This window comes from Polaribacter marinaquae (genome assembly GCF_038019025.1).
In the GTDB taxonomy this organism is placed as follows: Bacteria; Bacteroidota; Bacteroidia; order Flavobacteriales; family Flavobacteriaceae; genus Polaribacter; species Polaribacter marinaquae.
The window spans coordinates 919,818-945,423 of sequence record NZ_CP150496.1 but is presented as its reverse complement, the minus strand read 5'-3'; the positions used below and the strand labels follow the sequence as shown (position 1 = coordinate 945,423).

Sequence of the window (25,606 nt, the reverse complement as noted above, 5' to 3'; positions counted from 1 at the left end):
CATAAAAGTTTTTATAAAATAATAATTCCCACAAAAGTGGGAATTATTTTAATCATTTTAATTGTCTTTTTGATATCCTTTTGGTCTTTTAGAGCGAATAGGTGCTTTTGGCTCTGGTTTTAAAATAAACTCATTGTCTTTTAATAAACGTAAAGCTTCTGTTACTGATCTTTCTAATTGAGGATCTTTACCAGATAAAACTTCTTTGGGAGTTTGATGAACTTCGATATCTGGCGCTACACCTTCTGCTTCTACAGCCCAATTACCATCAACATCGTAAAATCCACCTCTTGGTGCAACCATTCTTCCGCCGTCAATAAATTGCGGAGTATCCCAAGTACCAACCAAACCACCCCAAGTTCTTGTACCAACTAATGGTCCTAGGTTTTTCTCTTTAAACATATATGGCAATAAATCTCCACCAGAACCCGCTCTTTCATTAATAATCATCACTTTTGGTCCCCAAATTCCTGCCATCGGAGTTGTCCATGGTTTTCTACTTTCTGTTTTACTATTAAAATAACCAACAACTTCTCTAGACATAATATCTATCATGTAATCTGCAGCGGAACCACCACCATTATTTCTTTCGTCAATTACAACTCCTTTTTTTTCTTGCTGAGAAAAATAATATCTATTAAAGGATGTAAAACCAGGATTACTTGTGTTTGGTACATAAACGTAAGCTAATTTTCCGTTAGATAATTCATCAACTTTTCTACGATTACTTTCTACCCAATCTATATTTCTTAAACCTCTTTCGCTTGCTGTTGGTGTAATTAAAATTGATCTAGCATCTTTTAGAGAAGGTTTGTTATTTACTTTGATATAAATTTCTCTGCCCGCAGTTTGTTCTAATAATTTATAAGGATTCATATCCGAAGTTAATTCTACACCATTTATAGCAACTAAATAATCACCTTTATTTACATTGATACCAGGTAAACCTAAAGGAGCATAAATATTCGGATTCCAACGTTCGCCTTTATAAATTTTCTTAAATTGATAAAAACCTCGATTCTTTTCTAAATCTGCACCCAATAAACCAACACCAACTCTGTTAATATTTGGGAAATCTCCACCAGAAACATAAGAATGTCCAATAGCAACTTCACCGCTCATAATATCTACAACATAATTTAAATCAGATCTATGTTTTACATCATTTATCCACGGAGAATACCATTTGTATATATCATCCCAAGGAGCTCCATGAACATTATCTACGTAAAGAAAATCTCTCATGTAACGCCATCCTTCTTTAAAAATTTGATGTGCTTCTGCTTTTGGATCTACCTTTATTTTTAAATTGGTATTTAAGTTTTCTTTACTAGCTTTTGCTGCACTAGCTTTGTTGATGCTCCAGTTACTTCCTTTGGATAATAAAATAGAATTTGCGTTACTTGATGCTTTCATAGAAGAAACACCAGTAGCAAAAGTTGTTGCTTTTTCTTTGGTAACATCATAACTATGTAATGTTAAACCTCTAGAATTAGGGATAGATTCAGCAACAAAAACTTTATTTTTTGGCCCTTTTAATAAACCAACATAATTTCTAGCGGGTAAATTTAAAGCGACAGCTCTATCAAATATTCCATTTTCATCAATTATAGTTTTCTGAACATTATCTTTTTTGTTTTCTTTCTTAGAATCATCAGGCTTTGATTTTGGCGCTTCTTCTTCATCTGTTTTTGGAAGATTAGGAGCTTTATCCGAAGAATTTAAAACAATTGTGTATAACGTTCTTGTAACGCTAGGGTCGAAAGAAGACATGTCTAACCAACCCGTTTGTAAACCGTAATTTGTACTTGCCAAAGTGTAAATATATTTACCAGAAGCATCCCAAACAGGTGTAACTGCATCTGCAATTTTATCTGTAATTTGAACCGTTTTTTTAGTACTTAATTGATAAGCATAGATCGATTTAAAGCTGTTATCATTTTGTTTTGCATACACAATCCAATCGCTATCAGGAGAAAACTTAGGATTCATGGTTCTATTAGGATGCGCAAAACCATCTGCATCTGCTTTTACAATTTTCTTAGTGTCTAAATTGATAATCCAAATTACAAAATTGGTATCTGTATACGCTATAAATTTTCCATTTGGAGACCAATCTGGTTGAAAGTAAAAAGTAGGATTTGGTAATTTTATAAACTCTTGATTGTTTCCGTTTTGATCTGCTAATACCAATTCATATTCACCATTTTTATCAGAAAACCAAGCAACTTTATCTCCTTTTGGCGACCAAATAGGAGAACGGTCTGCAACACCAGAAGAGTTGGTTAAATTTCGCCAAGTACCATTTTCTTTTGGTACTGTAAAAATTTCTCCTCGATATTCAAAAATGGCTCTTTTACCTTTTGGCGAAACATTAGGATTGGTTAAGTTTCTGCCAGAAACATTCATCCACCTTGTTCTAGAATAGTTTAAATCTCCTTTAACATTTATTACAATTTGATTGGTTTCTTTAGTTTTTGGATTTAACAAATGTAAAAAACCAGCCTGCTCATAAACAATACCATTTTGGTTGGCATCAATGTTTTTAACGTCAAATTTTTTATGAAATGTAACTTGTGTTTCTTGTTTAGTTTTAATATTGTAAGACCAAATGTTTGCTGTATAATCTCGTTCTGAAATGTAATAAACATCACCATTATACCAAACAGGATTTACATGTCTTTCGCTATCTAATTGTGGTGTTTTTATTAATTCTTTAGTTTTTAAATTTACAATCCAAATTGGCATTGCTTGTCCACCTCTATAATTTCTCCATTCTGCATCCCAACTTGTAATTGGTGTGTAGGCAATGTATTTATTGTCTTCTGATATTTCACCATAAGCAGCTCTCGGAATATCGAAGGCTTCTGGCAAACCACCATCTATAGAAATTGTATAAAACTTACTAGTTTGCGTTGGCCTACTTTCTCTGTTAGATCTAAATAAGATTTTTCCATCAGGCGTCCATCCTTGCACATTATCTGAAGCAGAATGATATGTTAATCTTTTGGGTTCGCCACCGTTAATAGAAACAACATAAACATCAGTATTACCATCATATTGAGCCGTAAAAGCAACCCATTGTCCGTCTTTAGAAAATTTCGGACTAGATTCATAACCATCATCACTGGTAAGACGAATAGCATTGCCGCCATTTATAGAAACTTTCCATAAATCTGCAGCATGTACAAAAACAACTTGATTGTTACTTAAAGTAGGTTGCCTTAATAATCGTGTGCCTTGTGAAAAACTTGTGTAACTGAGAATTACAAAAAAAAGAAGTGTAATTTTTTTCATGAGAATAAAGTTTGATTGAATCATTAAAGATACAGAAAATCAAACTTAAATAAATCATAAAAAAAAACGGACTTACTTCGCAAATAACTGGCTCATGTCTTTAAAAGCTTTAAATTCTAAAGCATTTTTTTCTGGATCTTGAAAAAACATTGTTGCTTGTTCACCTACTTCGCCTTTAAAACGGATACAAGGCTCAATAATAAATTTAGTGTTGTGTTTTTTTAATCTTTCTGATAAATTTTGCCAATCTTCCCAAGATAATACGACTCCGAAATGCGGAACAGGAACATCGTGACCATCTACAGGATTAGAAATTCTTTCTGGGTTAAAGCCATCTTTTTGATGAATGACTAACTGGTGTCCGAAGAAATTAAAATCTACCCAATTTTCTGTACTTCGACCTTCTTCACAATTTAAAATTTCTCTATAAAAAGTTCTGCATTTTTCTAAGTTTTGAACAGGAATTGCTAAATGGAATGGTTGAATCATTTTTTTAATTTTGATTAGTTAATGTGTTAAGACCGTATTCGTTTAAATATGTTTCTATGTCTGATATATGGAGTGCATACGAATAATTACCTAAGTCATCTAACGCTCTCATTGCATGATTAGAGCATCTGCCAGATTCTAAAATTATCGAATCTTTTTTAATTTTAAAGTCGATATAATCTAGGGTTTTATAAGGTAGTCGGGTTAAACAATCTTTATAAAGCCTTATTGATTCATTAATTATTTTTTTGTCTTCGATGGTTGCTTCTTCATTTTCTAAATGAAAAATATAATCTTCTATTTTCTTTCTTTTTTTAACGGATAAAATTTTAATTAAATCGTCTTTTCCTTTTGATGTTAAAATTGTATCCAAAGTTAATTCGTTACCGTTTTGTAGGTTGTAGTTATAAGAGATATTAAACTCTTCGCAATAGGCACCACAACCTTCGGAATAAAAAGTTACAGAATAGAGGTTTTGGTTTAAAGTGTTTATTTTATAGTTTAAGAAAGAAAGTCTAGACATTGGTTTATTTTCCGTAGCCCAAATATTTTCAAAAATACTTTTATACTTATCGTTTAAATTAATATCTAAAAGTTCGTTTGCAATTTCTCTATTAATTTTGTTTGCAATTTCTTCTGATCCGTTTAGAAGTGGAAATTCATAAATAAGTGTTGGATATTTAGGGCTAGACTCTTTAATATTTGTTATGGAAAATTCATTTTTTTTACAATTTGTAAAAAAAAGAGCAATTATAAAAAGTAATAAAAATTTCTGCATACTTAATTATTTAAAATCCTGCTGCGGCATCATCACCTCGTTTATCTGCACCTGCTTCTAGTTTTCCGTTTGGTAAAACTAAAATAGCGTCAACTCTACCAATTATTAACGAATTTCTTTCTAGAATTTTATAGCCTAAAGTTTCTAATTTAGCCTTTGTTTCTTCATTAAATCCGTTTGGTTCCATTCGAACTACATCTGGCAGCCATTGATGATGAAATCTTGGTTGATCTACAGATTCTTGCATACCCATTTTATACTCTGTTACATTTAAAATATTTTGCAAAACAGAAGTAATTATTGTTGAACCACCAGGAGTACCAACAACCATTTTTAATTTACCATTTTCTTCTACAATAGTTGGTGTCATAGAACTTAGCATTCTTTTTTCTGGTGCAATAGAGTTGGCTTCAGAACCTAATAAACCATATACGTTGGGTACACCAGGTTTGCTGCTAAAATCATCCATTTCATTATTTAAAATAAAGCCAGCACCTTTTACCACAACTTTAGAACCGTAACCAGTATTTAGCGTTGTGGTTACAGAAACAGCGTTTCCGAATTGATCTACAATAGAATAATGAGTGGTTTCATCACTTTCATAACCTATAATTTTACCATGAGAAACTTCTGAAGAAGGTGTAGCCTTATCCCAAGAAAAACTTTTCATTCTATTATTGATATATTTTACATTTGTTAAACTATCTACAGGTACATTTACAAAATCGATATCACCTAAAAAATTAGCTCTGTCTGCATAAGAACGTCTTTCTGCTTCGGTTAAAAGCTGAATGTATTTTGTAGAATTGTGTTCTATTTTTGATAAGTCATAAGGCTCTACAGCTTTTAAAATTTGCGCTAAACAAATACCGCCACTTGCAGGCAAAGTCATAGAAGTAATTTTAAAATCTTTGTAATTAAAAGTTATTGGTTTACGCCAAATTGCTTTGTACTTTTCTAAATCTTCAAGAGATATAATTCCGCCTAATTCTTTCACATAATTTACAAATAAAGATGCAGTTTTACCCTTGTAAAAACCATCTTTACCTAAATCACGAATACGTTCTAAAGTTTGTGCTAATTCTTCCTGTTTTAAAATGTCGCCTTTTTTCCATTCCTTTTCAAAAACGGTAATATAATTATTAACCTTTTTAAACCTTTCTGTTGCGCTGTTTAAAGATTTTGCTTGCTTTTCTGTTACCGTTATTCCGTTTATTGCTAAATCGATTGCTGGTTGAATCAAGTCTTTAAAAGGAAGGCTTCCGAATTTATTATAAACCTCAAAAACTCCGGCAATTGATCCCGGAACTCCAACAGCAAATGCGCCCAAAGTACTTTTGTTTTTAATAACATTGCCAACAGAATCTAAATACATATCTCGATGCGCTGTAATTGGTGCTTTTTCTCTAAAATCTAACGCACCAGTTGTGCCATCATTGTTTCTATAAACCATAAAGCCGCCACCGCCTATATTACCTGCAACAGGATAAACAACTGCTAATGCCAAATGTGTAGCAATCATAGCGTCGTATGCGTTACCACCTTTCTGTAAAATTGCAGCACCAATTTTAGAAGCTTCTTCTCTTGCAGAAACAACCATTGCTTTTTCTGCAATAAAACCTACAGTTTTATCTTTTTTACAAGCACAAAAAAGTAAGATAAAAACTGCTATAATTAATAAGGATTTTTTTTTCATTAGATTGCTTTAATTTCTTTTAATTTGATATTTGTAAATGCTATTAAATCTTGAAAAAATGCAGTAAAGTCTTCTTGTAATTCATTTTCTAGTACTTCTAAATCTTCAATAGCCAAATTCATTTGAGATATTCCTTTGGTTCTAGTATTCATTCCGTTTAAAACCTTTGCAATACCTGCTTTATTGTTGTAATTGAATAAAATGTCATATTCAATCATATATTTTATGAAGTTTTGAGATTTTACAGGAAGTTCTTCTTTAATTTCATTAAATAATTGATAAATAGACTTTGTGTAGATTTCTAACGGAATTTCAGAATAATCATTCCAGTTTTTTGCTAAGAAATAATCATAAAAAATATCGATTATTACACCGCTATAATGTCTGTATCTTGGGTGTAATCTTCGCTTACTTTTTCTAACAACTTCATGCGCATCTGTAAAAGTGTCTATTTCGCGATGTAAAAATATACCTTGTTGAATTTCTTTAGAAAACTCTTTGTAATTATTACCACGAATATGATCTGCAATAAAATTACCGATCATAATATTTTTATTGTTTTGAGATAAGTAGAGGTGTGCTAGAAAATTCATTTTTTAAAAGTAAACAAAAAAACCACAACTATTTAGTTGTGGTTTTAATATATTATAAAGTAATTTTTACTAACTATTTAGCATTACTGGCATTACCAACATTGTAACTTGTTCACCTTCATCTGTACCATCAATAGGTGTTAAAATACCAGCTCTGTTAGGTAAAGACATTTCAATTAAAACTTCGTTAGAGCTTAAGTTGTTTAACATTTCACTTAAAAAACGAGAGTTAAAACCAATTTGCATATCATCACCTTGATAATCGCAACTTAAACGCTCATCGGCTTTGTTTGCAAAATCTAAATCTTCTGCAGAAATATTTAATTCTGTTCCTGCCATTTTTAAACGAATTTGGTGTGTAGTTTTACTAGAGAAAATAGAAACACGTCTTACAGAGTTTAAAAAAGAAGCTCTGTCTACAGTTAATTTATTCGGATTTTCTTTAGGAATTACCGCTTCGTAATTAGGGTATTTACCATCAATTAATCTACAAACTAAAACCACATTATCGAAGGTAAATTTAGCGTTTGCATCATTATATTCAATAGTTACATCACTTTCCGATCCTCCTAAAATTCCTTTTAATAAATTTAAAGGTTTTTTAGGCATGATAAACTCTGCTGTTTGATCTGCAGTAACATCTGTTCTAGAATATTTTACCAATTTATGAGCATCTGTAGCAACAAAAGTTAAACTTTGAGAGCTAAACTGAAAGAAAACTCCGCTCATTACAGGTCTTAAATCGTCGTTACCTGCCGCAAAAATTGTTTTAGAAATAGCCGTTCCTAGAATACTTGCAGGAACAACCGTTTTATTTGGCGACGGTAAAGAAACCGCTTTCGGAAACTCATCTCCACCAAAATAAGCCATATCATATTTACCTTGATCAGAACTTATTTCAATTGTATTATCACCTTCTGTTTTAAACGTTAACGGTTGGTTAGGAAAAGTTTTTAAAGTATCTAATAACAAACGAGCAGATACAGCAATAGAACCAGAACTTTCACTTTCTACTTCTACCACAGAACTCATTGTTGTTTCTAAATCTGATGCAGAAACTTTTAGTTCATTTTCAGATAATTCAAATAAAAAGTTATCTAAAATTGGTAAAGTATTGTTACTATTTATAACGCCTCCTAAAACTTGCAATTGTTTTAATAATTGCGAACTAGATACAATAAATTTCATGTAATATGTTTTCTTAATTTGATTTACAAATATATTCTAAATATGTGACTTTAAAAATTATTTTATTAACAGGTTATTAGCATTTTTATTGATGATTTTTGAAACGTTATAATTATGTTAACAAGATTTAATTTGATTTTTAAAAAACTACTTTTGTTACACTGACTAATTTATAAATATGAATAAATTTTTACTTACAACCGTTGCTTTTTTACTGATTTCAATTTCTGTATTTTCTCAAAAACCACAAAAATTAACATCAAATCAAATTTTTGAAAAGATTGAAAAACTAAATTTCTTAGGAACTGCTTTATATATTGCTGCGCATCCAGATGATGAAAACACACGCTTAATTGCCTATTTAGCTAACAATGTAAAAGCAAGAACAGGTTATTTATCTTTAACTAGAGGAGATGGCGGACAAAATTTAATTGGCCCAGAAATAAGAGAATTGTTAGGTGTAATTAGAACACAAGAATTATTAGCAGCAAGAAATGTAGATGGTGGCGAGCAAATGTTTTCTAGAGCAAACGATTTTGGTTACTCCAAACATCCAGATGAAACATTAGAAATTTGGAATAAAGAATTGGTTTTAAGTGATGTTGTTTGGGCAATTAGAAATTTTAAACCAGATGTAATAATCAATAGATTTAATCACAGAACGCCAGGTACAACACACGGGCATCACACAACTTCTGCAATGTTAAGTGTAGAGGCTTTTGATTTGGCAGGAGATAATTCTGTTTATAAAAATCAACTAAAATATACAGAAACTTGGCAACCAAAGCGTTTGTTTTTTAATACATCTTCTTGGTTTTATAAAAATGAAGCAGATTTTAAAAATGCAACAGAAGGAAAGTTAACATCTTTTGATGTGGGTACTTATTATCCTTTAAAAGGGATGTCTAACAACGAATTAGCATCTTTAGCAAGTAGTCAACATTTGTGTCAGGGTTTTGGTAGATTAACAACTAGAGGTTCTCAAAAAGAATATGTAGAATTTTTAAAAGGTGATAAATTAAAGGATAAGAATGATATTTTTTCTGGAATTAACACAACATGGAACCGTTTAAATAGAGGAGGTGAAATTGGTGAAATTTTATATGAAATTGAAGAGAATTTTGATTTCGTGAATCCAGAAAAACATTTGCCAAAATTAATGAAAGCTTATGGTTTAATAGATAAATTAACAGATAATCACTGGAGAGAAATTAAGAAAAAACAGATAAAAGAAATTATAGAAGCTTGTGCAGGTTTGTATCTAGAAGCTTCTGCAGAAAGTTCTTCTGCAACACCAAATAGTATTATCAATTTAAATTTCGAAGTATTAAATAGAAGTAATTTTTCAATAGAGTTAGTATCAATTGTTTCTAGTATTGATAATAAAAAAGTTAAAAAAGAGATAGATTTAGTAACTAATAAAAAACTTAATTTTAAAGAGACAATTACTTTAAAAACAAATACATATTCAGATCCTTATTGGTTAAGAAAAGACGCAACTTTAGGTATGTATTATGTAGAGAATCAAAATTTAATTGGTAAGCCAGAAACACCAAGAGAAACAAAAGTATTGTTTAATTTAATGATTGACGGTAATCCAATAACATTTACTAAAAATGTTGTGAGAAGATATGCAGAAAGAGATAAAGGAGAAATTTACGAGCCTTTTGAGATTCTACCTAAAATTACAACAAAACTAAAAGATAAGGTGCTTATTTTTTCTGATGATATTGCTAAAGATGTTGTTGTAGAGGTTAGAGCTGGCGCTAATAATGTTAAAGGAAAACTTAGTTTAGAAGTGCCTTTAAATTGGGCAGTTTCACCAAAATATATTGATTTTGCAATCAAACAAAAAAATGATAAGAATGCATATACTTTTAAGGTAACACCACCAAAAAACCAAGCAGAAGGTAAATTAAAAGTGATGGCAACTTCTAACGGAAAAGTTTTTGACAAAGAATTGGTAGAAATTAATTACAATCATATACCAAAACAAAGTGTTTTATTAAATTCTGAAGCAAAAATTGTAAGATTAAATATTAAAAAAGTTGGTAATTATATAGGATATATTAAAGGTGCTGGTGATGTTGTGCCAGAAAGTTTAAACCAAATTGGTTACAATGTTGTAATGATAAATCCTTTAGAAATTAATGATAAAAACTTACATAAATATGATGCAATTGTTCTAGGGATTAGAGCTTACAACGTTGTAAAAGAATTAAAATTTAAGCAAAAATTTTTATTAGATTATGTAAAAAAAGGTGGTAACATGATTGTACAGTATAACACGAATAGAAATGTTGATGTTGCTGCACCTTTTGAGTTAAATTTATCTAGAGATAGAGTTACAGATGAATTTGCTAAAGTTACTGTTTTAGAAAAAGAGCATCCGGTTTTAAATTTTCCAAATAAAATTACTCAAAACGATTTTAAGGGTTGGGTACAAGAAAGAGGTTTGTATTTTCCGAACTCTTGGAGCAAAGAATTTACACCAATATTATCTATGCAAGACAAGGGTGAAATAGCAAAAAAAGGAAGTTTGTTAATAGCAAAGTATGGTAAAGGAAATTACATTTACACAGGTTTAAGTTTCTTTAGAGAATTGCCTGCAGGTGTTTCTGGCGCTTATAAATTATTTGCAAATTTATTGTCTGTTGGTAAAAGTAATATAGAAGTAAAAAATAAAATTAAGCAATAAATAAGTTAGCAAAGAAATCTAGCCCTGATTGAGCGGTTTGTTTGAGCTCGTTGAGGTACGAAACAGCGAGTAGCGAAAGCAGGAAATTGCTTCAAAAAAAAATAAGAATGAAACAACAAAAACATACCTGGAAAAAAGAATATTCGTTGGTGTTAATTGCCAATGTTATTTACATAATTGCATTTTATTTTATCACTAATTATTTTACAGTTTAGTCTATGGATATTGATAGCAAATTACACGCCATAGATTGGATTGTTTTATCTGTAACTTTAATTTCTATTGTTGCTTACGGTACATATGTTACAAGAAAAAATGCAAATGTAACCGACTATATTAAAGGCGGAAATGACACTAAATGGTGGACAATAGGTTTGTCTGTAATGGCAACGCAAGCAAGCGCAATAACTTTTTTATCTACACCGGGGCAAGCTTTTAATAGCGGAATGGGTTTTGTGCAATTTTACTTTGGATTGCCAATTGCTATGATAATTATTTGTTTGGTTTTTATACCAATTTACCATAAACTAAAAGTTTATACAGCATACGAGTTTTTAGAAGGTAGATTCGATTTAAAAACAAGAAGTTTGGCTTCTGTTCTATTTTTAATTCAGCGTGGTTTGGCTGCAGGAATTACCATTTTTGCACCGGCAATTATTTTAAGTGCGGTTTTAGGTTGGAATTTACTAACCTTAAACATTATTATAGGATTTTTAGTGATAGTTTATACCGTTTCTGGTGGTACAAAAGCTGTAAATGTTACGCAAAAGCAACAAATGATAATTATTTTTATAGGAATGCTAATTGCATTTTTTATGATAATGAGTCAGTTGCCGGCTAATATTACGTTTACAAATGCCTTAGAAATTGCGGGTGCAAGTAATAAAATGCAAGTGCTAGATTTTTCTTCGGATTTAAGCAATCGTTATACAATTTGGACAGGAATTTTAGGTGGAACATTTTTAATGCTTTCTTATTTTGGTACAGATCAAAGTCAGGTACAACGTTATTTGTCGGGTAAATCGGTTAGAGAAAGTCAGTTGGGTTTAATTTTTAACGGCTTGTTAAAAGTGCCAATGCAGTTTTTTATCTTATTAATTGGTGTAATGGTTTTTGTTTTTTACCAATTTAATCCATCGCCATTAAATTTTAATCCCAATGTTAATGACGCTGTAACAAATTCTAAGTATCAACAAGAATACAAAGCTTTAGAAAACGAACATATAGCAATAGAAAATACAAAAAAAATAATTTTTGCTGATGGTTTTCAAGCAGATGAAAAAGAGGAAATTCAATCTTTAAATGCAAAAGATTTGGCATTAAAAGCATCATCAAAAGATGTTATTAAAAAGATTAATGATCAAATTGAAACCAACGATAAAGATTATGTATTTATCCATTTTATATTAAATAATTTACCAAGAGGCTTAATTGGGCTTTTATTGGCTGTAATTTTATCTGCTGCAATGTCTTCTACAGCATCAGAATTAAATGCACTTGCAAGTACAACCACCATAGATTTATACAAAAGAAATGTAAGTAAAAATAAGAGCGAAGAACATTATGTAAAAGCATCGAAATGGTTTACACTAGCTTGGGGTTTAATTGCAATATCCGTTGCATGTGTTGCCAATTTATTCGATAATTTAATACAGTTAGTAAATATTATTGGTTCTATTTTTTACGGAAATGTTTTGGGTATTTTCTTATTAGCTTTTTTCTTTAAAAAAGTAAACGGAAATGCAGTTTTTAAGGCCGCTGTAATTACTCAAATTTTAATTTGTTCTATTTATTATTTCGGAATTTACAAATTAGAAGCTGCAGGTTTAGAACCTATTATTAGCTATTTATGGTTAAATTTTATAGGTTGTATTTTGGTGTTGTTCTTTTCTTTATTTTTTGTTTTTAATGCAATAAACAAAGAAAGTAAAGTAATTTTATTGATTACTTCTTTAGCAATTTTTAAAATTTCTTATGATATTTTAAACGATGTGTCGTTAAGTATTACACATGTAGTTACGCTAATTGTACTCTTCTTTTTCTTAGGATTTTTTAATATTGATAAAACTGCATTAGATGAAAAATAAAATTATTAAATGGGGAATTATTGGCCCTGGAAAAATAGCAAACAAATTTGCAACAGATTTAGCAAAGGTTGAAGCCGCAGCATTAGTAGCTGTGGCATCTAGAAGTCAAGAAAAAGCGAATGAGTTTTCTAAGAAGTTTAATGCTAAAAAAGCATACAATTCTTATTTAGAATTAGCCCAAGACGATGCCATAGATGCTGTTTATATTGCAACGCCGCATAGTTTTCATAAAGTGCATGCAATACTTTGTTTACAAAATAAAAAGGCGGTTTTATGTGAAAAACCTTTTGCCATGAACTTGCAAGAAGTAGAAACTATGATTTCTGTGGCTAAAGAGCATAATGTTTTGCTAATGGAAGGCTTATGGACTAGCTTTTTACCCCACTATAAATATGTTTTAGATATTGTTAAAACTGAAAAATTCGGAAAATTGGTTCACTTAGAAGCAGATTTTGGTTTTCATCCGAAGTACAACTTAGAAAGTAGGGTTTTTAAAAAAGAAGTTGGCGGAGGAAGTTTGTTGGATATAGGAATTTATCCTGTATTTGCTGCATTATCTAGTTTGGGTACGCCAGATAATTTTACTGCGGATGCTACTTTTTTTGAGAATGGAGCAGATGCGGAATGCTATATGACTTTTAATTATAAAAATGCAAAGGCATCTTTAAAAAGTACTTTCTTAGAAGAAACACCAACAGAAGCAATTTTTACATTTGACAAAGCCATTGTTAAAATAAACACGCGTTTTCACGAGCCTACAACTGTAAGTGTTTTTGTAGATGATAAAGAAGAAGTTATCGATTTTAATTACAATACCATTGGTTTTAATTTCGAGATAGAACACTTTAATCAACTTTTAAGAGAAGGGAAAAAGCAAAGTGATATTATGACTTTTGATTTTTCTAAAACTTTAATTAAAACCTTAGATAATGTTCGAAATACAATTGGTTTAACTTATAAATCGTAGTAGTTTTTAAAGTGCAAATATCCTTTGGCACAACAATTGACTTTTATAAGTTGAAATAGCAATGTTTTTATTCTTAAAATATTGATTTTCAGTGAATTATTAACAAGAAATTTGATATTTGTTTTTAGTGAAATAAAAATAAATGTCAGTATGACAGATATATAGAATATGAGCAAACCAAAAGTAGTTAGAATAGACAATTTGTCGCTTAATAGCATGTTAAATGAAGACTCAGAATTGATTCCTTTAATGACGCCAGAAGATGAAGAAATTATAAATAATGAGAGTGTTCCAGAAATTTTACCAATATTACCTTTAAGAAACACTGTTTTATTTCCAGGAGTTGTAATTCCTATTACAGCAGGTAGAGATAAATCGATTCAGTTAATTAAAGATGCAAATAAAGGTGATAAAGTTATTGGTGTTGTTGCACAACGTAATGAAGATGTAGAAGAACCAGGTTTAAAAGATATTCATACAACAGGTGTTGTTGCACAAATTTTACGCGTTTTAAAAATGCCAGATGGTAATACAACCGTTATTATTCAAGGTAAAAAACGTTTTGAAATTGACACAATAATAGAAGAAAAACCATATTTAAAAGCAACTGTAAAAGAAGCGATTGAAGATAAGGAAGTAGATGATGTAAAGGAATTTAACGCAATAATAGACGGTATTAAAGAGCAAGCATTAGAGGTTATTAAAGAAAACCCAATGTTGCCATCAGAAGCATCTTTTGCAATAAAAAATATCAAATCTAATTCGTTTTTGGTAAACTTTATTTCCTCTAACATGGATTTAACGGTTGCACAAAAACAAGTTATTTTAGAAAAGGATAATCTTAAAGAACGTGCTTTATTAGCGTTAAAAAACCTTAATAAAGAACTTCAGAAATTAAAATTACGTAATGATATTCAGTCTAAAACAAGAGAAGATTTAGACCAACAACAAAGAGAATATTATTTACATCAGCAATTAAAAACCATTCAAGAAGAATTAGGTGGTGCTTCTAATGATCAAGAATTAGAAGAAATGCGTAAGCAAGCTAAAACTAAAAAATGGTCTAAAGAAGTTGCAGATACGTTTGAGAAAGAAATCAATCGTTTAAAACGAATGAATCCGCAGGCGGCAGAATATGGCGTTCAGAGAAGTTATTTAGAACTGCTTTTAGAATTGCCGTGGGGAATTTATTCTGAAGATAAATTCGATTTAAAACATGCAACTAAAGTTTTAGATAGAGATCATTTTGGTTTAGAAAAAGTTAAAGAAAGAATTATAGAGCATTTGGCCGTTTTAAAGTTAAGAGGAGATATGAAGTCTCCAATTATCTGTCTATACGGACCTCCAGGAGTTGGTAAAACTTCTTTAGGAAAATCTATTGCAGAAGCTTTAGGTAGAAAATATGTTAGAATGTCTTTAGGTGGTTTAAGAGATGAAGCCGAAATTAGAGGTCATAGAAAAACTTATATCGGTGCAATGCCAGGTCGTTTGATTCAGAATTTAAAAAAATCAGGAACTTCGAATCCGGTATTTGTTTTAGATGAAATTGATAAGCTAGGGCAAAGTCATCAAGGAGATCCTTCTTCTGCAATGTTAGAAGTATTAGATCCAGAGCAAAATGAATCTTTTTATGATAATTATTTAGAAGTAGGTTATGATTTGTCTAAAATTCTATTTATTGCTACAGCAAATAATATTGGTCAAATTCCGTGGGCTCTAAGAGATAGAATGGAATTGATTAATGTTACTGGTTATACAATAGAAGAAAAAGTAGAAATTGCAAAAAGACATTTACTACCAAAGCAATTAAAAGAGCACGGTTTAACTACTAAAGATTTAAAACTTGGTAAAAAGCAATTAGAACAAATTGTAGAAGGTTATACAAGAGAATCTGGGGTAAGAGGACTAGAGAAAAAAGTTGCTAAAGTGGTGCGTTTTGCTGCAAAATCAATTGCTCTAGAAGAAACATATGATATTGCTTTATCATCAGAAAAAATTGAAGAAATTTTAGGTACACCAAGAAATCGCGATAAATTTGAAAACAATGATGTTGCAGGTGTTGTTACAGGTTTAGCTTGGACACAAGTTGGTGGAGATATCTTATTTATAGAATCTATTTTATCTAAAGGAAAAGGAAACCTTTCTATTACCGGTAATTTAGGAAATGTAATGAAAGAGTCTGCTACAATTGCTTTGCAGTATATAAAGTCTAATGCAGAAGAATTTGGAATTAAACCAGAAATTTTAGAGAAATACAATGTACACGTGCATGTACCAGAAGGTGCAACGCCAAAAGATGGGCCAAGTGCAGGTATTACAATGTTAACATCGTTAATTTCTTCTTATACACAGCGCAAAGTAAAAAACAAGTTAGCCATGACTGGTGAAATAACTTTAAGAGGAAAAGTGTTGCCTGTTGGCGGAATTAAAGAAAAAATATTAGCAGCAAAAAGAGCTAATATTAAAGAGATAATTTTGTGTGAAGACAACAGAAAAGATATCTTAGAAATAAAAGAAAGCTATCTAAAAGGCTTAACATTTCATTATGTTTCTGATATGAAACAAGTAATAGAAATAGCGCTTACAAAACAGAAAGTAAGTAATGCTAAAAAGTTAGTTTAGTAAAAAAAAGCCTCTCTATTTTAGAGAGGCTTTTCTTATAATTATATTTTTATTATCTATTAGTTTAGGGTTAATAACATGTTAAAAATCTATGATATTTTAGGGTGTTTTTTTATATTTGAGTAATCAGTTTATAAAAAATACAAGCTATGGCATTCTATAATAAAGTAAAATGGGTTTTGGGTATTCTAATGGTTTTTGTGCTAATTGTTGCAACTAATCTAATAGATAGAAATAATTTTTTACGTGTTAAAGATTCTGTGGTTACGATTTATGAAGACAGACTTGTTGTAAATGATTTGATTTTTGAAATGTCTATAGCTATGCAAGAAAAGGAATTGGCTGCAATAAAAGCAGACACGGTTTTTTTCTTATCAGAAAACAATAAAATAAACGAAGATTTACAGAATTTTATTTTAAAGTACGAACAAACAAAATTAACTGCCAAAGAGGTAAAAGTATTTAATGAATTTAAGCAAAATTTTGAAAAAGTTAAAGTAGCTGAAAGAGATTTTATCGCATCTAAATTTGATAATGTTAAAGGTCTTGAAAACGAACTTTTAAAAGTTAAAAAGAATTTATACCAATTATCTAAAATTCAATTAATCGAAGGAGGCAGGCAAATGTCTATAAGTAAAAAGGCAATTGATACTGTAGAGTTGTTTACTCAATTAGAAATCTATATTCTTATTTTTTTAGCAATTGTTATTCAAATAATTGTTATTTACCAACCTAAAAAAGAGTGATTTTATTTTTTTAGAAAATGTTGATTAAAAAACAAGTTTAAATACCTAATCTTTCAATTCTATTTTAGAGTTACTTTGTGCTAATAATTCTAAATAATCTTCTGTTTTAAAAGAATTAGTACTAAATCTAGAAGTTCTATTTCTACCTTCTTTCTGACGAATTATAGATCTTGCATACCGTCTAATTTCGTCTTTACAAGTTAAAATAATACCAGGAACTGGTGTGCTTTTGCCGTTTTCGTCTTTTGCTACCATTGTAAAATAAGAAGAATTACAATGTTTTTTTTCTCCGGTTCTAATGTTTTCAGATTCTACACGTAAACCAACAACCATAGAAGTTCTACCAGTATAATTTACAGATGCTTTAAGTGTAAGTAGCTCACCAACCTCTATAGGATTTAAAAAATCTACTTTATTTACAGATGCAGTTACACAATAATTACTAGAATGTTTAGAAGCACAAGCAAATGCAATTTGATCCATAAGGTTTAGAATATGACCACCATGAATTTTTCCACTAAAATTAGAGTGCGAAGGCAACATTAACTCGGTTATTGTTAATTGCGATTCTTCTATACTTTTAAATTTTTTCATCTTATTATTAATTTTTTCCTCTAAAATGTGGTGAATCTTCTCTTGTTACTTCGGTAATAAAATATTTGGTATCGCCCAACCAAAAGAAAGATGTATAACGTTCTTTGTAAGATAGTTTTACATATTTTCCTTGATGTTTTTGTAAATCTTCAATAACTTTTTTGTTTTTATCTTCAACAGAAAAAGCAAAAATTTGCGCTCCAGAAATTCCTTGACTAATTTCTCCTTCCCAAGTTTTTACAAGAACACCTTTTCTACTAATTTTTATCAGCTCGCCAGATCTTACACCTGTACTATAAGTTACAAAGTAGATAAAAACATAATATAATACAGTAAGTATTATTGCACTAGTTATTAAAACGCCTAAAATTTTTTTCATAAATCAAAAATACAAATCTAAATTTTAGTAATTATTAATTTTTAAAGGATTTTATGATAAACAAGCTTTATATAGTCGTGATTTATAAGAATCAGTTTTTTTTGTAATCTATTTACAGTAAATTTGTGTACTTCAAAAAAAAGCAAAATGAACTATATTTTATTTGATAGTGATGCAAGACAATCATTATTGCCATTTACATATACAAGACCTGTTGCAGACATAAGAATAGGAATTTTAACCATTAGAGAAAAATGGGAAAAATACTTAGGTTTAACTACAACAACAATTACAGAGGAATATTTAGAAGAAAAATTTCCGATGGTAGAAATGGAAAAAAACATTTTAATTAATGCTTCTTTTTGTCCTACGGAATCGTTAGTAGAAAAAATTAAAAATCTTTCTGAAAACGAAGCAATTTTTAAGGGTGATAATGTAGTTGCATTTTACACTACAGATTCGCAAGAAGAGGTAGATTTTGAGCAATACACTCAAATAGATTTTGATGAAGATGTAATTCAGGTTAAAAACACTTGGGATATTTTTACCTTTAATGGTGAAGCTATTAAGCAAGATTTTAAATTGATTACAGAAGGGAAAACTTCTGCGCCAATACCAGAAGGCGTGCAAGTTTTAAATAAAGAAAATGTTTTTATTGAAGAAGGAGCTAAAGTTGTTTTCGCTACTTTAAATGCGTCTGAAGGGCCAATTTATATTGGTAAAGATGCTTTGGTCATGGAAAGTTCTAATATTAAAGGTCCTTTTGCAATGTGTAATAATACGGTTGTAAAAATGTGCGCAAAAATTTATAAAGACACTACAATTGGTCCTTTTTCTAAAATAGGAGGTGAGGTTAGTAACTCTGTTATATTTGGGTATTCTAGTAAAGGGCATGATGGATATTTAGGAAATTCTGTTTTAGGTGAATGGTGTAATTTAGGTGCAGATACCAACAACTCTAACCTTAAAAATAATTATGCAGAAGTTAAACTTTGGAGCTATGAAACAAATCGTTTTGCCAAAACAGGTTTACAATTCTGCGGATTAATGATGGGAGATCATTCTAAATGCGGAATTAACACAATGTTTAATACAGGAACCGTTGTTGGTGTAAGCGCAAATATATTTGGTAGTGGTTTCCCTAGAAATTTTGTACCTTCTTTTAGTTGGGGTGGTGCTGCTGGTTTTACAACATTTCAAATGAAAAAAGTGTATGAAGTAGTAACTGCAGTTATGAAAAGAAGAAGCTTAGTTTTTGATGAAAAAGATCAGAAAATATTAGATCATATTTTTGAAGAAACAAAACAATACAGAAATTATTAAGTATAAAAATAGATTAATAAAAACGCCAAAATGAACTTTCATTTTGGCGTTTTTTATATGTAAAAATAGTGATTAATTTCTATCGACAATACTACCAGAACCAACAGATTTACTATCGATATGTTTTGGATTTCCTTTATAGTAAATACTACCAGAACCAACTAATTTTGCTTTAATTTTGTTTTTAACAGTAATTTTTATGCTACCAGAACCTGCAATTGTTGCAGAAACTTCATCTGTACTTAAATCATAAGCTCTAATACTACCAGAACCTGCAATTGCACACTTTAATTCTTCGGTATTTCCTTTTAAATCAATATTACCAGAACCACCAATGTTTGTGTTTACATCATCAGAATTTATTTTTAAATTGATGTTACCAGATCCACCTAAACTAACATTTAAATTATTAGATTTTATAACATCGTTACTAGTTACATTACCAGAACCACCTAAGGCAACACTTTCGATATCTGTAAAAGGTACAGTAACAGTTAATCTTTTTGTGGTTCTTATATTGGTGTTTTTTTTGTATTTAATTTTTAAAATTCCGTTGTTAATTTCTGTTTCTATATATGGTATTATATTTTCTTCACCTTCTATGGTGATGTTACCTTCTGTGTCTTTTACTAAAATTACATCGAAAGAGCCACCGGCAGCAATACCTCTATAATCATCAGTACTTCTTTTAACAGTTACAATATTTCCGTTTCCTTTAATTTTTTTATTTGTTCCCCACCAGTTTTGTGCGTTTGCAGAAAATGTTAGTGATAAGAATAAAAGAGCAAAAGCTATTTTTTTAGTCATGATTTTTGGTTTTTTATAGGTTGATTTGTTTTTTATTTTTCTTCAATTCTAACACTTCCGTATTGAGAATTGATATGTATGCTTGCGTTGGTGTTTGCTTTTCCGTATTTACCCTCGTAATATTTACTTGTAGTTTTAGAGATGCTTTTGTAAAACTCTATTTTATCATCATTTCTTTTAAAACCGCTATATTGTAAGTCTATATTAAATAAAAAAGAAATATTTGGTTCTACAGTAATTTTTATCCCGGTATATTGTCCTGTAATATCAATCTTTTCAAAACCTTTTTTAAGGTTCTTAATTGTTAAAGACCCATAATCTGTGTTTACAGAAAGTTGTTTTCTTACGGTTCCGAAACGCAAAGCAACATAATCAGAATTACCATCAATATTTTCTACATCATTAACAGTAATCGAACCATAATCTAAATTAAAATCTACATTTTTAGATTTATCTAATTTAATTGTAGAATAGTCTGCATTTATTTTTAAGTTTTCTGATTTATCTATAGATAGTTTAGAATAATCTGCATTTACTTTACCATTTTGCAAGTAAGCAATTGTAGATGATGAACAATAATCTAAGTTGATGTCGTTATTTTTTGCTGATAATTCTCCGACAGAAATTTTTCCGTAATCGCAATTAATAACTGCGTTACCAGATAAGTTTCCTAAATAAATACTACCATAATCGTTATCTAAATCTACAGCATTTGTTTTTGGCATTTTTACAATATAATTTATTTTGTAATTGGTGTTTTTACTTTTACCCCACCAAGACCAATTGCTTTTCTTTTCTCCGAATACAGTTTCTGCTTCTACCATAGATTTTGAAGCGTTAAAATCTATTTTTATTGAATTTAATTTAGATTCTACTTCATCTAAATCATCACCTTTTACAGTAATTTTAACTTCAATTTCAACTGAATTTTTATCCCAAGTTGATATGTTTAAATCGCCATATTTATTGTTAATAAGAACTTTAGCGTTTTTGTTTACGGTGTAACTTTTAGATATTTTTTTTGTTCTTTCGTGTTTTTTATCATCAGTATTAGCGGAGGCAACTAATGGTATAAACATTAAAAAAAGTGCTATTTTATATATAAATTTCATTCTGAATATTATTTAAGTTTTTTAATTTATCTATTTGATCTAAAGTTCTTTCTAAAATATCTAGACGTCTTTGGTAGTTTTTAATCATTGCACTTATAACACGCCTTTGTTTACCATTTTTATTAAGATCTTTTATAAAAACCTTGTAATTATCTTCTAGTTCTTCTAATTCTTCTAACGCATTTTCTATAATAGTTTCTGTGTCTAAATTTCTATTACTTTCTAAAGTTTTAATTTCTTGATTAATAGTAGAGACAAAATAATTTTGAACTTCTTCCATTTTAGGAGAAACATCTGCTAAATCTAATTGTCTTTTTTGATGATAGCTACCCAACCAAAAACCTAATACTAAAACAACAGAAGCAGCAACACTTAACCATTTCCAAGAATTTTTCTTTTGTTTTGGATAGTTTAATTTTCTTTCAAATCGTTCTAAATGACCAGCGTTTGGTTCATTTAAATCAAAATTATTTTCAGAAAAAAATTGATGTAATTTATCTTCCATATACTTGTGTTTGTAAATTTTCTGCAAGTAAAACCTGCTTTAACTTTTTCTTCGCTCTAGAAACAGTTGTTCTTACATTTTCATTTGTGTATTCTAATATTTGCGAAATTTCTTCATAATCGTAACCTTCTATTAAATGTAAATTTAAAACTACTCTGTAATTCTCTTTTAAATTTTGAAGACAATTAAGCACAGTGCTAGCTTTAAATCCTCTGTAATCTATTGTTTCTTCTTCGACTTCATCATCAGTAACAACTTCCATTTTTACCTCTTGATATCTGTTGTTTTTCTTTAATTGTGTTAAACTTTTATTGATTACTATTCGTTTTAACCAAGCGCCAAAAGTAACTTCACCTTTATACATTTTCATTTTTGTAAAAGCAGTTAAAAAAGCCTCTTGCATTAGATCTTCTGCTTCGAATTCATTTTTTAAAATACGATACGCTACATTATACATTGCTTTATAATAGCATTTGTACAATTCTAGCTGCGCATTTTTATCTTGCTTTTGGCAGCGCTCTAATAATTTGGTTATATGTGGTTGATTAGTTTCCAATAAAATGGTTCTATTCTATAGACAAAAAGCTTTTTAAAATGTGACACTTTCTAGAAAATAAAAGTAAACTTTTTTAAAAGAATACAACATGTAATGTTTTAATTATTGATTTTTAGATGTTTATAATTTAAAAATTAACCAAAAAAAATCTCGAAACAAACGTTCGAGATTTTTTTATAAAGTATGTAAAGCAGTATTAAATTGCACCCCATTCTTTTAAAGAAGCCTTATTCATTTTTATATAACCTGCATTTTTTGCTATTTCTGCATATTTTAAAGATTGTTTAGCAGCAGCAATTGCACTTTTCTTGTTTCCTGCTTTTGCATGAATTAAAGATTGTTTACGTAAATACCAGAATTTAGGAGCATTTGCAGACATTGCAACCGCTTTATCAATCCAAGTTTTTGCTTTATTAATGTCTTTACCTGCTTCTAAGTAATAAGATGCGGCTGCATACATATCGTTTGCAGATGGCCCGCTCATCAATTTTTCTATATTTTTAGAAACCATAGTGTCAGTTGGAGTTTCAAACTTTAAACCAACATACGTGTTTTCCCACATAATACCAATTACTGCAGAATTATTTGTCAAATCATCAAAACTAATTGTAAATGTTTCAATTACCATTGGTATATCTTGTGCGGCAACTGTTACTTTAGCAGCTACTTTAGCTTCATCCCATTTTGCAGGATTTCCCCAATTTGTTGCATCAGAATATAAAATGATATCCCAATTTTTTTGACCAGGAATTGTGTACAAAGCGTAGGTACCTTTATTTAATTTTTTTCCATCAATCATAAAATCAGTAGAAAACGTAACTTTCGTGTTTTCATTAGCTCCGGTTCTCCATACTTTTCCGTAGTCTTCTAAACCACCAAAAATCTTTCTACCTTTCATACTTGGTCTAGAATACTCAATAGTAACATCTGTTAAGCCAACAGCTTGCTCAATTTTTTGAAAAGGACTTGGTGCTGGAGTTTTTATTTGTGCATTTGAAGAAAAAGCAAAAGCAGCTACAAATAATGATAATATAATTTTTTTCATTTTATAAGTATTATTTAGTTTTTATAGTTTCAAAATTACAATTTCAAAAAAAGCAAAATGTTAATAAAAACTTAAAATAATATGCTATTAAAAAGTACATTTCAATCGCTTTTTAGCATATTTTTTTATGCTTTACTCTTAGTAAAATATTTGTTTCTTAACCAAAAAGAAACACGCACTAATAGAATTAGAGCTGGAACTTCAACTAAAGGGCCAATAACGCCTGTAAAAGCTTGACCGGAATTTAAACCAAAAACAGCAATAGCAACTGCTATTGCTAATTCGAAATTATTACCAGCTGCAGTAAAAGCAACTGCTGTAGTTTTGTCATAATCTGCACCTGTAGCTTTTGTAAAAAAGAAGCCAATAATAAACATTAAACTAAAATAAATAAGTAACGGAATAGCAATTATTAAAACATCCATTGGTATTTGAACGATTAATTCTCCTTTTAAAGAAAACATAACAATAATTGTAAATAATAGCGCAATTAAGGTGATTGGAGAAATTGTTGGAATAAATTTATTGGTATACCATTCTTCTCCTTTTAACTTTACTAAAATTAATCTACTTAAAATTCCTAATAAAAAAGGAATTCCCAAATAAATGGCAACACTTTCTGCAATTGTTCCAATAGAAATGTCAACGATTGCACCTTCAAAACCAAAATAAGGAGGCAATACAGTTATAAATAACCAAGCATAAAAACTATAAGCAAAAACTTGAAAAATACTATTTAAGGCAACCAATCCTGCTCCATATTCGCTGCTACCTTCGGCAAGATCATTCCAAACTAACACCATTGCAATACATCTTGCCAATCCTATTAGAATTATACCGACCATATATTCTGGATAATCGCTTAAGAATACAATAGCCAAAATAAACATTAACACCGGACCAATTATCCAATTTAAAATTAAAGAAATAGATAGTATTTTAATATTTCTAAATACTTTAGGTAAAAGTGCATAATTTACCTTTGCTAATGGTGGATACATCATTAAAATTAAACCAATAGCAATTGGAATATTAGTAGTGCCACTGCTAAAAGAGTCTATAAAATTTGGAAAGGTAGGTATAAAGTACCCTAAACCAACACCTATAGCCATTGCTATAAAAATCCATAAGGTTAAGTTTCTATCTAAAAAACTAAGTTTTTTTTTATTCATTTTTTAATCGAATTTAAAGTTTGTTAGCGTGTAAAAAGTTACTGATATTATAGTGTTTAGTTATATTGCAATATTACGATTAATATTGTGAATTTTAAACTTATTTTATTTATTTACTAATTAAATAACATTAAGGAAACATTAAAAAGGATTTGTATTTTTGCTGAATAATAAATCTAGAGATAATGAAAAATGTTAGCATTCTTGGTTGTGGTTGGTTAGGGAAACCTTTAGCAGTTTCTTTTTTAGAGGAAGGATATTTTGTAAAAGGATCTACAACATCCGAAGAAAAAATAACAGATTTAGAGGCTTTAGATATAGAGTCTTATATCGTAAATATTTCTGAATTTGAAGAGTTTGATACTTTTTTAAATACCGATATTTTAATTATTGCAATTACCTCAAAAGATATTGATGGTTTCGAAAATTTGATATCTCAGATTCAAAATTCTAGTGTTCAAAAAGTGATTTTTATAAGTTCTACTTCTGTTTATGACAGTTTAAATAAAGTGGTTACAGAAGAAGATGCAGTGTTAAATACACCGCTAACAGCTATCGAAAATTTATTTAGAGAAAATAATTTTTTCGAAACAACTATAATTCGTTTTGCTGGTTTATTTGGTGGCGAAAGACATCCTTCTAATTGGTTTAAAAACGATAAAAAAATTCCGCAGCCAAAAGGTTTTGTAAATATGATTCATAGAGAAGATTGTATAGAAATTATGCATGAAATTGTAGCTCAAAATTGTTGGAATACTACTTTTAATGCGTGCTCTAATCATCATCCTACAAGAAGAGAATTTTATACAATTGCCAAATTAAGTAGAGATTTTGAAACGCCAGAATTTGAAAATAATGATGTCTATAAATGGAAAATTATTTCGTCAGAAAAACTACAAAAAACTTTAGATTATACTTTTATTCACGACGATTTATTATCCATATAAATCTA

Annotated in this window: 21 protein-coding genes; 7 read left to right on the top strand and 14 right to left on the bottom strand. The window is 29.6% G+C overall.

The annotated features are described in order from the left end of the window. Positions 1 to 57: 57 nt before the first annotated feature. The 6 genes from WG950_RS04330 to dnaN form a co-directional block, all read right to left on the bottom strand. Positions 58 to 3,297, bottom strand: a complete 3,240-nt coding sequence (locus tag WG950_RS04330; protein WP_340934332.1) for a S41 family peptidase — start codon at positions 3,295 to 3,297, stop codon at positions 58 to 60. A gap of 72 nt (positions 3,298 to 3,369) precedes the next feature. Then, on the bottom strand, positions 3,370 to 3,786 hold the full coding sequence (locus WG950_RS04325; protein WP_340934330.1) for a VOC family protein: 417 nt from the start codon (positions 3,784 to 3,786) through the stop codon (positions 3,370 to 3,372). Between the two features lie 4 nt (positions 3,787 to 3,790). Beyond that, positions 3,791 to 4,564, bottom strand: a complete 774-nt coding sequence (locus WG950_RS04320) for a hypothetical protein (protein ID WP_340934328.1) — start codon at positions 4,562 to 4,564, stop codon at positions 3,791 to 3,793. Positions 4,565 to 4,574: 10 nt separating this feature from the next. Beyond that, entirely contained in the window at positions 4,575 to 6,260 is a 1,686-nt protein-coding gene (gene ggt / locus WG950_RS04315) for a gamma-glutamyltransferase (protein WP_340934327.1), read from the bottom strand. Next, on the bottom strand, positions 6,260 to 6,853 hold the full coding sequence (locus WG950_RS04310) for an ACP phosphodiesterase (RefSeq protein ID WP_422894381.1): 594 nt from the start codon (positions 6,851 to 6,853) through the stop codon (positions 6,260 to 6,262). The genes ggt and WG950_RS04310 overlap by 1 nt, the downstream gene beginning before the upstream one ends. A 69-nt stretch (positions 6,854 to 6,922) precedes the next feature. Further along, positions 6,923 to 8,041 (bottom strand): DNA polymerase III subunit beta, encoded by a 1,119-nt coding sequence (dnaN, locus tag WG950_RS04305; RefSeq protein WP_340934326.1) that lies wholly within the window; start codon positions 8,039 to 8,041, stop codon positions 6,923 to 6,925. A 178-nt stretch (positions 8,042 to 8,219) separates the two neighbouring features. On the opposite strand from dnaN, the gene WG950_RS04300 reads away from it, so the two are divergent. From WG950_RS04300 to WG950_RS04280, 5 genes are all read left to right on the top strand, one after another. After that, entirely contained in the window at positions 8,220 to 10,739 is a 2,520-nt protein-coding gene (locus WG950_RS04300) for a PIG-L family deacetylase (RefSeq protein WP_340934325.1), read from the top strand. A gap of 218 nt (positions 10,740 to 10,957) precedes the next feature. Next, positions 10,958 to 12,826: a sodium:solute symporter gene (locus WG950_RS04295; RefSeq protein ID WP_340934323.1), complete on the top strand. Its 1,869-nt coding sequence runs from the start codon at positions 10,958 to 10,960 to the stop codon at positions 12,824 to 12,826. Continuing rightward, entirely contained in the window at positions 12,816 to 13,793 is a 978-nt protein-coding gene (locus WG950_RS04290; protein ID WP_340934321.1) for a Gfo/Idh/MocA family oxidoreductase, read from the top strand. The genes WG950_RS04295 and WG950_RS04290 overlap by 11 nt, the downstream gene beginning before the upstream one ends. A 168-nt stretch (positions 13,794 to 13,961) precedes the next feature. Beyond that, the gene (gene lon, locus WG950_RS04285; RefSeq protein ID WP_079738476.1) at positions 13,962 to 16,415 is read left to right on the top strand and encodes an endopeptidase La; all 2,454 of its coding nucleotides are present in this window, start codon (positions 13,962 to 13,964) and stop codon (positions 16,413 to 16,415) included. Positions 16,416 to 16,564: 149 nt separating this feature from the next. Continuing rightward, on the top strand, positions 16,565 to 17,161 hold the full coding sequence (locus WG950_RS04280) for an MCP four helix bundle domain-containing protein (protein WP_340934319.1): 597 nt from the start codon (positions 16,565 to 16,567) through the stop codon (positions 17,159 to 17,161). 45 nt (positions 17,162 to 17,206) lie between these two features. On the opposite strand, the gene WG950_RS04275 is transcribed toward WG950_RS04280, so the two are convergent. Both WG950_RS04275 and WG950_RS04270 read right to left on the bottom strand, forming a co-directional pair. After that, positions 17,207 to 17,755, bottom strand: a complete 549-nt coding sequence (locus WG950_RS04275; RefSeq protein WP_077808876.1) for an acyl-CoA thioesterase — start codon at positions 17,753 to 17,755, stop codon at positions 17,207 to 17,209. A gap of 7 nt (positions 17,756 to 17,762) precedes the next feature. Beyond that, complete coding sequence (locus WG950_RS04270; protein ID WP_077808877.1) at positions 17,763 to 18,134, bottom strand: 6-phosphogluconate dehydrogenase; 372 nt, start codon at positions 18,132 to 18,134, stop codon at positions 17,763 to 17,765. A gap of 147 nt (positions 18,135 to 18,281) precedes the next feature. Between WG950_RS04270 and WG950_RS04265 the strand changes: the two genes are divergently transcribed. Next, positions 18,282 to 19,457: a GlmU family protein gene (locus tag WG950_RS04265; protein ID WP_340934318.1), complete on the top strand. Its 1,176-nt coding sequence runs from the start codon at positions 18,282 to 18,284 to the stop codon at positions 19,455 to 19,457. 72 nt (positions 19,458 to 19,529) lie between these two features. On the opposite strand, the gene WG950_RS04260 is transcribed toward WG950_RS04265, so the two are convergent. From WG950_RS04260 to arsB, 6 genes are all read right to left on the bottom strand, one after another. After that, positions 19,530 to 20,264 carry a head GIN domain-containing protein gene (locus WG950_RS04260; RefSeq protein WP_340934316.1) on the bottom strand — a complete coding sequence of 245 codons (735 nt, stop codon included), beginning with the start codon at positions 20,262 to 20,264 and terminating at the stop codon, positions 19,530 to 19,532. A gap of 32 nt (positions 20,265 to 20,296) precedes the next feature. After that, positions 20,297 to 21,376 carry a hypothetical protein gene (locus tag WG950_RS04255; RefSeq protein WP_340934315.1) on the bottom strand — a complete coding sequence of 360 codons (1,080 nt, stop codon included), beginning with the start codon at positions 21,374 to 21,376 and terminating at the stop codon, positions 20,297 to 20,299. Beyond that, the gene (locus tag WG950_RS04250; protein WP_340934312.1) at positions 21,360 to 21,881 is read right to left on the bottom strand and encodes a hypothetical protein; all 522 of its coding nucleotides are present in this window, start codon (positions 21,879 to 21,881) and stop codon (positions 21,360 to 21,362) included. The genes WG950_RS04255 and WG950_RS04250 overlap by 17 nt, the downstream gene beginning before the upstream one ends. Next, positions 21,871 to 22,437, bottom strand: a complete 567-nt coding sequence (locus WG950_RS04245; protein WP_154066965.1) for an RNA polymerase sigma factor — start codon at positions 22,435 to 22,437, stop codon at positions 21,871 to 21,873. The genes WG950_RS04250 and WG950_RS04245 overlap by 11 nt, the downstream gene beginning before the upstream one ends. A 196-nt stretch (positions 22,438 to 22,633) precedes the next feature. After that, a complete protein-coding gene (locus WG950_RS04240) occupies positions 22,634 to 23,482 on the bottom strand; it encodes a DUF2911 domain-containing protein (RefSeq protein ID WP_340934308.1) in 849 nt (282 codons plus the stop codon). 125 nt (positions 23,483 to 23,607) lie between these two features. Continuing rightward, the gene (gene arsB / locus WG950_RS04235; RefSeq protein WP_340934306.1) at positions 23,608 to 24,654 is read right to left on the bottom strand and encodes an ACR3 family arsenite efflux transporter; all 1,047 of its coding nucleotides are present in this window, start codon (positions 24,652 to 24,654) and stop codon (positions 23,608 to 23,610) included. Positions 24,655 to 24,839: 185 nt separating this feature from the next. On the opposite strand from arsB, the gene WG950_RS04230 reads away from it, so the two are divergent. Next, positions 24,840 to 25,601 carry an NAD(P)H-binding protein gene (locus WG950_RS04230; RefSeq protein ID WP_340934304.1) on the top strand — a complete coding sequence of 254 codons (762 nt, stop codon included), beginning with the start codon at positions 24,840 to 24,842 and terminating at the stop codon, positions 25,599 to 25,601. Positions 25,602 to 25,606 lie beyond the last annotated feature (5 nt).

What these genes read in the sequence shown, in the direction of transcription:
- WG950_RS04330 (WP_340934332.1), bottom strand. Translation starts at nt 3,297, where the DNA reads ATGAAAAAAATTACACTTCTTTTTTTTGTAATTCTCAGTTACACAAGT.
- WG950_RS04325 (WP_340934330.1), bottom strand. Translation starts at nt 3,786, where the DNA reads ATGATTCAACCATTCCATTTAGCAATTCCTGTTCAAAACTTAGAAAAA.
- WG950_RS04320 (WP_340934328.1), bottom strand. Translation starts at nt 4,564, where the DNA reads ATGCAGAAATTTTTATTACTTTTTATAATTGCTCTTTTTTTTACAAAT.
- ggt (WP_340934327.1), bottom strand. Translation starts at nt 6,260, where the DNA reads ATGAAAAAAAAATCCTTATTAATTATAGCAGTTTTTATCTTACTTTTT.
- WG950_RS04310 (WP_422894381.1), bottom strand. Translation starts at nt 6,853, where the DNA reads ATGAATTTTCTAGCACACCTCTACTTATCTCAAAACAATAAAAATATT.
- dnaN (WP_340934326.1), bottom strand. Translation starts at nt 8,041, where the DNA reads ATGAAATTTATTGTATCTAGTTCGCAATTATTAAAACAATTGCAAGTT.
- WG950_RS04300 (WP_340934325.1), top strand. Translation starts at nt 8,220, where the DNA reads ATGAATAAATTTTTACTTACAACCGTTGCTTTTTTACTGATTTCAATT.
- WG950_RS04295 (WP_340934323.1), top strand. Translation starts at nt 10,958, where the DNA reads ATGGATATTGATAGCAAATTACACGCCATAGATTGGATTGTTTTATCT.
- WG950_RS04290 (WP_340934321.1), top strand. Translation starts at nt 12,816, where the DNA reads ATGAAAAATAAAATTATTAAATGGGGAATTATTGGCCCTGGAAAAATA.
- lon (WP_079738476.1), top strand. Translation starts at nt 13,962, where the DNA reads ATGAGCAAACCAAAAGTAGTTAGAATAGACAATTTGTCGCTTAATAGC.
- WG950_RS04280 (WP_340934319.1), top strand. Translation starts at nt 16,565, where the DNA reads ATGGCATTCTATAATAAAGTAAAATGGGTTTTGGGTATTCTAATGGTT.
- WG950_RS04275 (WP_077808876.1), bottom strand. Translation starts at nt 17,755, where the DNA reads ATGAAAAAATTTAAAAGTATAGAAGAATCGCAATTAACAATAACCGAG.
- WG950_RS04270 (WP_077808877.1), bottom strand. Translation starts at nt 18,134, where the DNA reads ATGAAAAAAATTTTAGGCGTTTTAATAACTAGTGCAATAATACTTACT.
- WG950_RS04265 (WP_340934318.1), top strand. Translation starts at nt 18,282, where the DNA reads ATGAACTATATTTTATTTGATAGTGATGCAAGACAATCATTATTGCCA.
- WG950_RS04260 (WP_340934316.1), bottom strand. Translation starts at nt 20,264, where the DNA reads ATGACTAAAAAAATAGCTTTTGCTCTTTTATTCTTATCACTAACATTT.
- WG950_RS04255 (WP_340934315.1), bottom strand. Translation starts at nt 21,376, where the DNA reads ATGAAATTTATATATAAAATAGCACTTTTTTTAATGTTTATACCATTA.
- WG950_RS04250 (WP_340934312.1), bottom strand. Translation starts at nt 21,881, where the DNA reads ATGGAAGATAAATTACATCAATTTTTTTCTGAAAATAATTTTGATTTA.
- WG950_RS04240 (WP_340934308.1), bottom strand. Translation starts at nt 23,482, where the DNA reads ATGAAAAAAATTATATTATCATTATTTGTAGCTGCTTTTGCTTTTTCT.
- arsB (WP_340934306.1), bottom strand. Translation starts at nt 24,654, where the DNA reads ATGAATAAAAAAAAACTTAGTTTTTTAGATAGAAACTTAACCTTATGG.
- WG950_RS04230 (WP_340934304.1), top strand. Translation starts at nt 24,840, where the DNA reads ATGAAAAATGTTAGCATTCTTGGTTGTGGTTGGTTAGGGAAACCTTTA.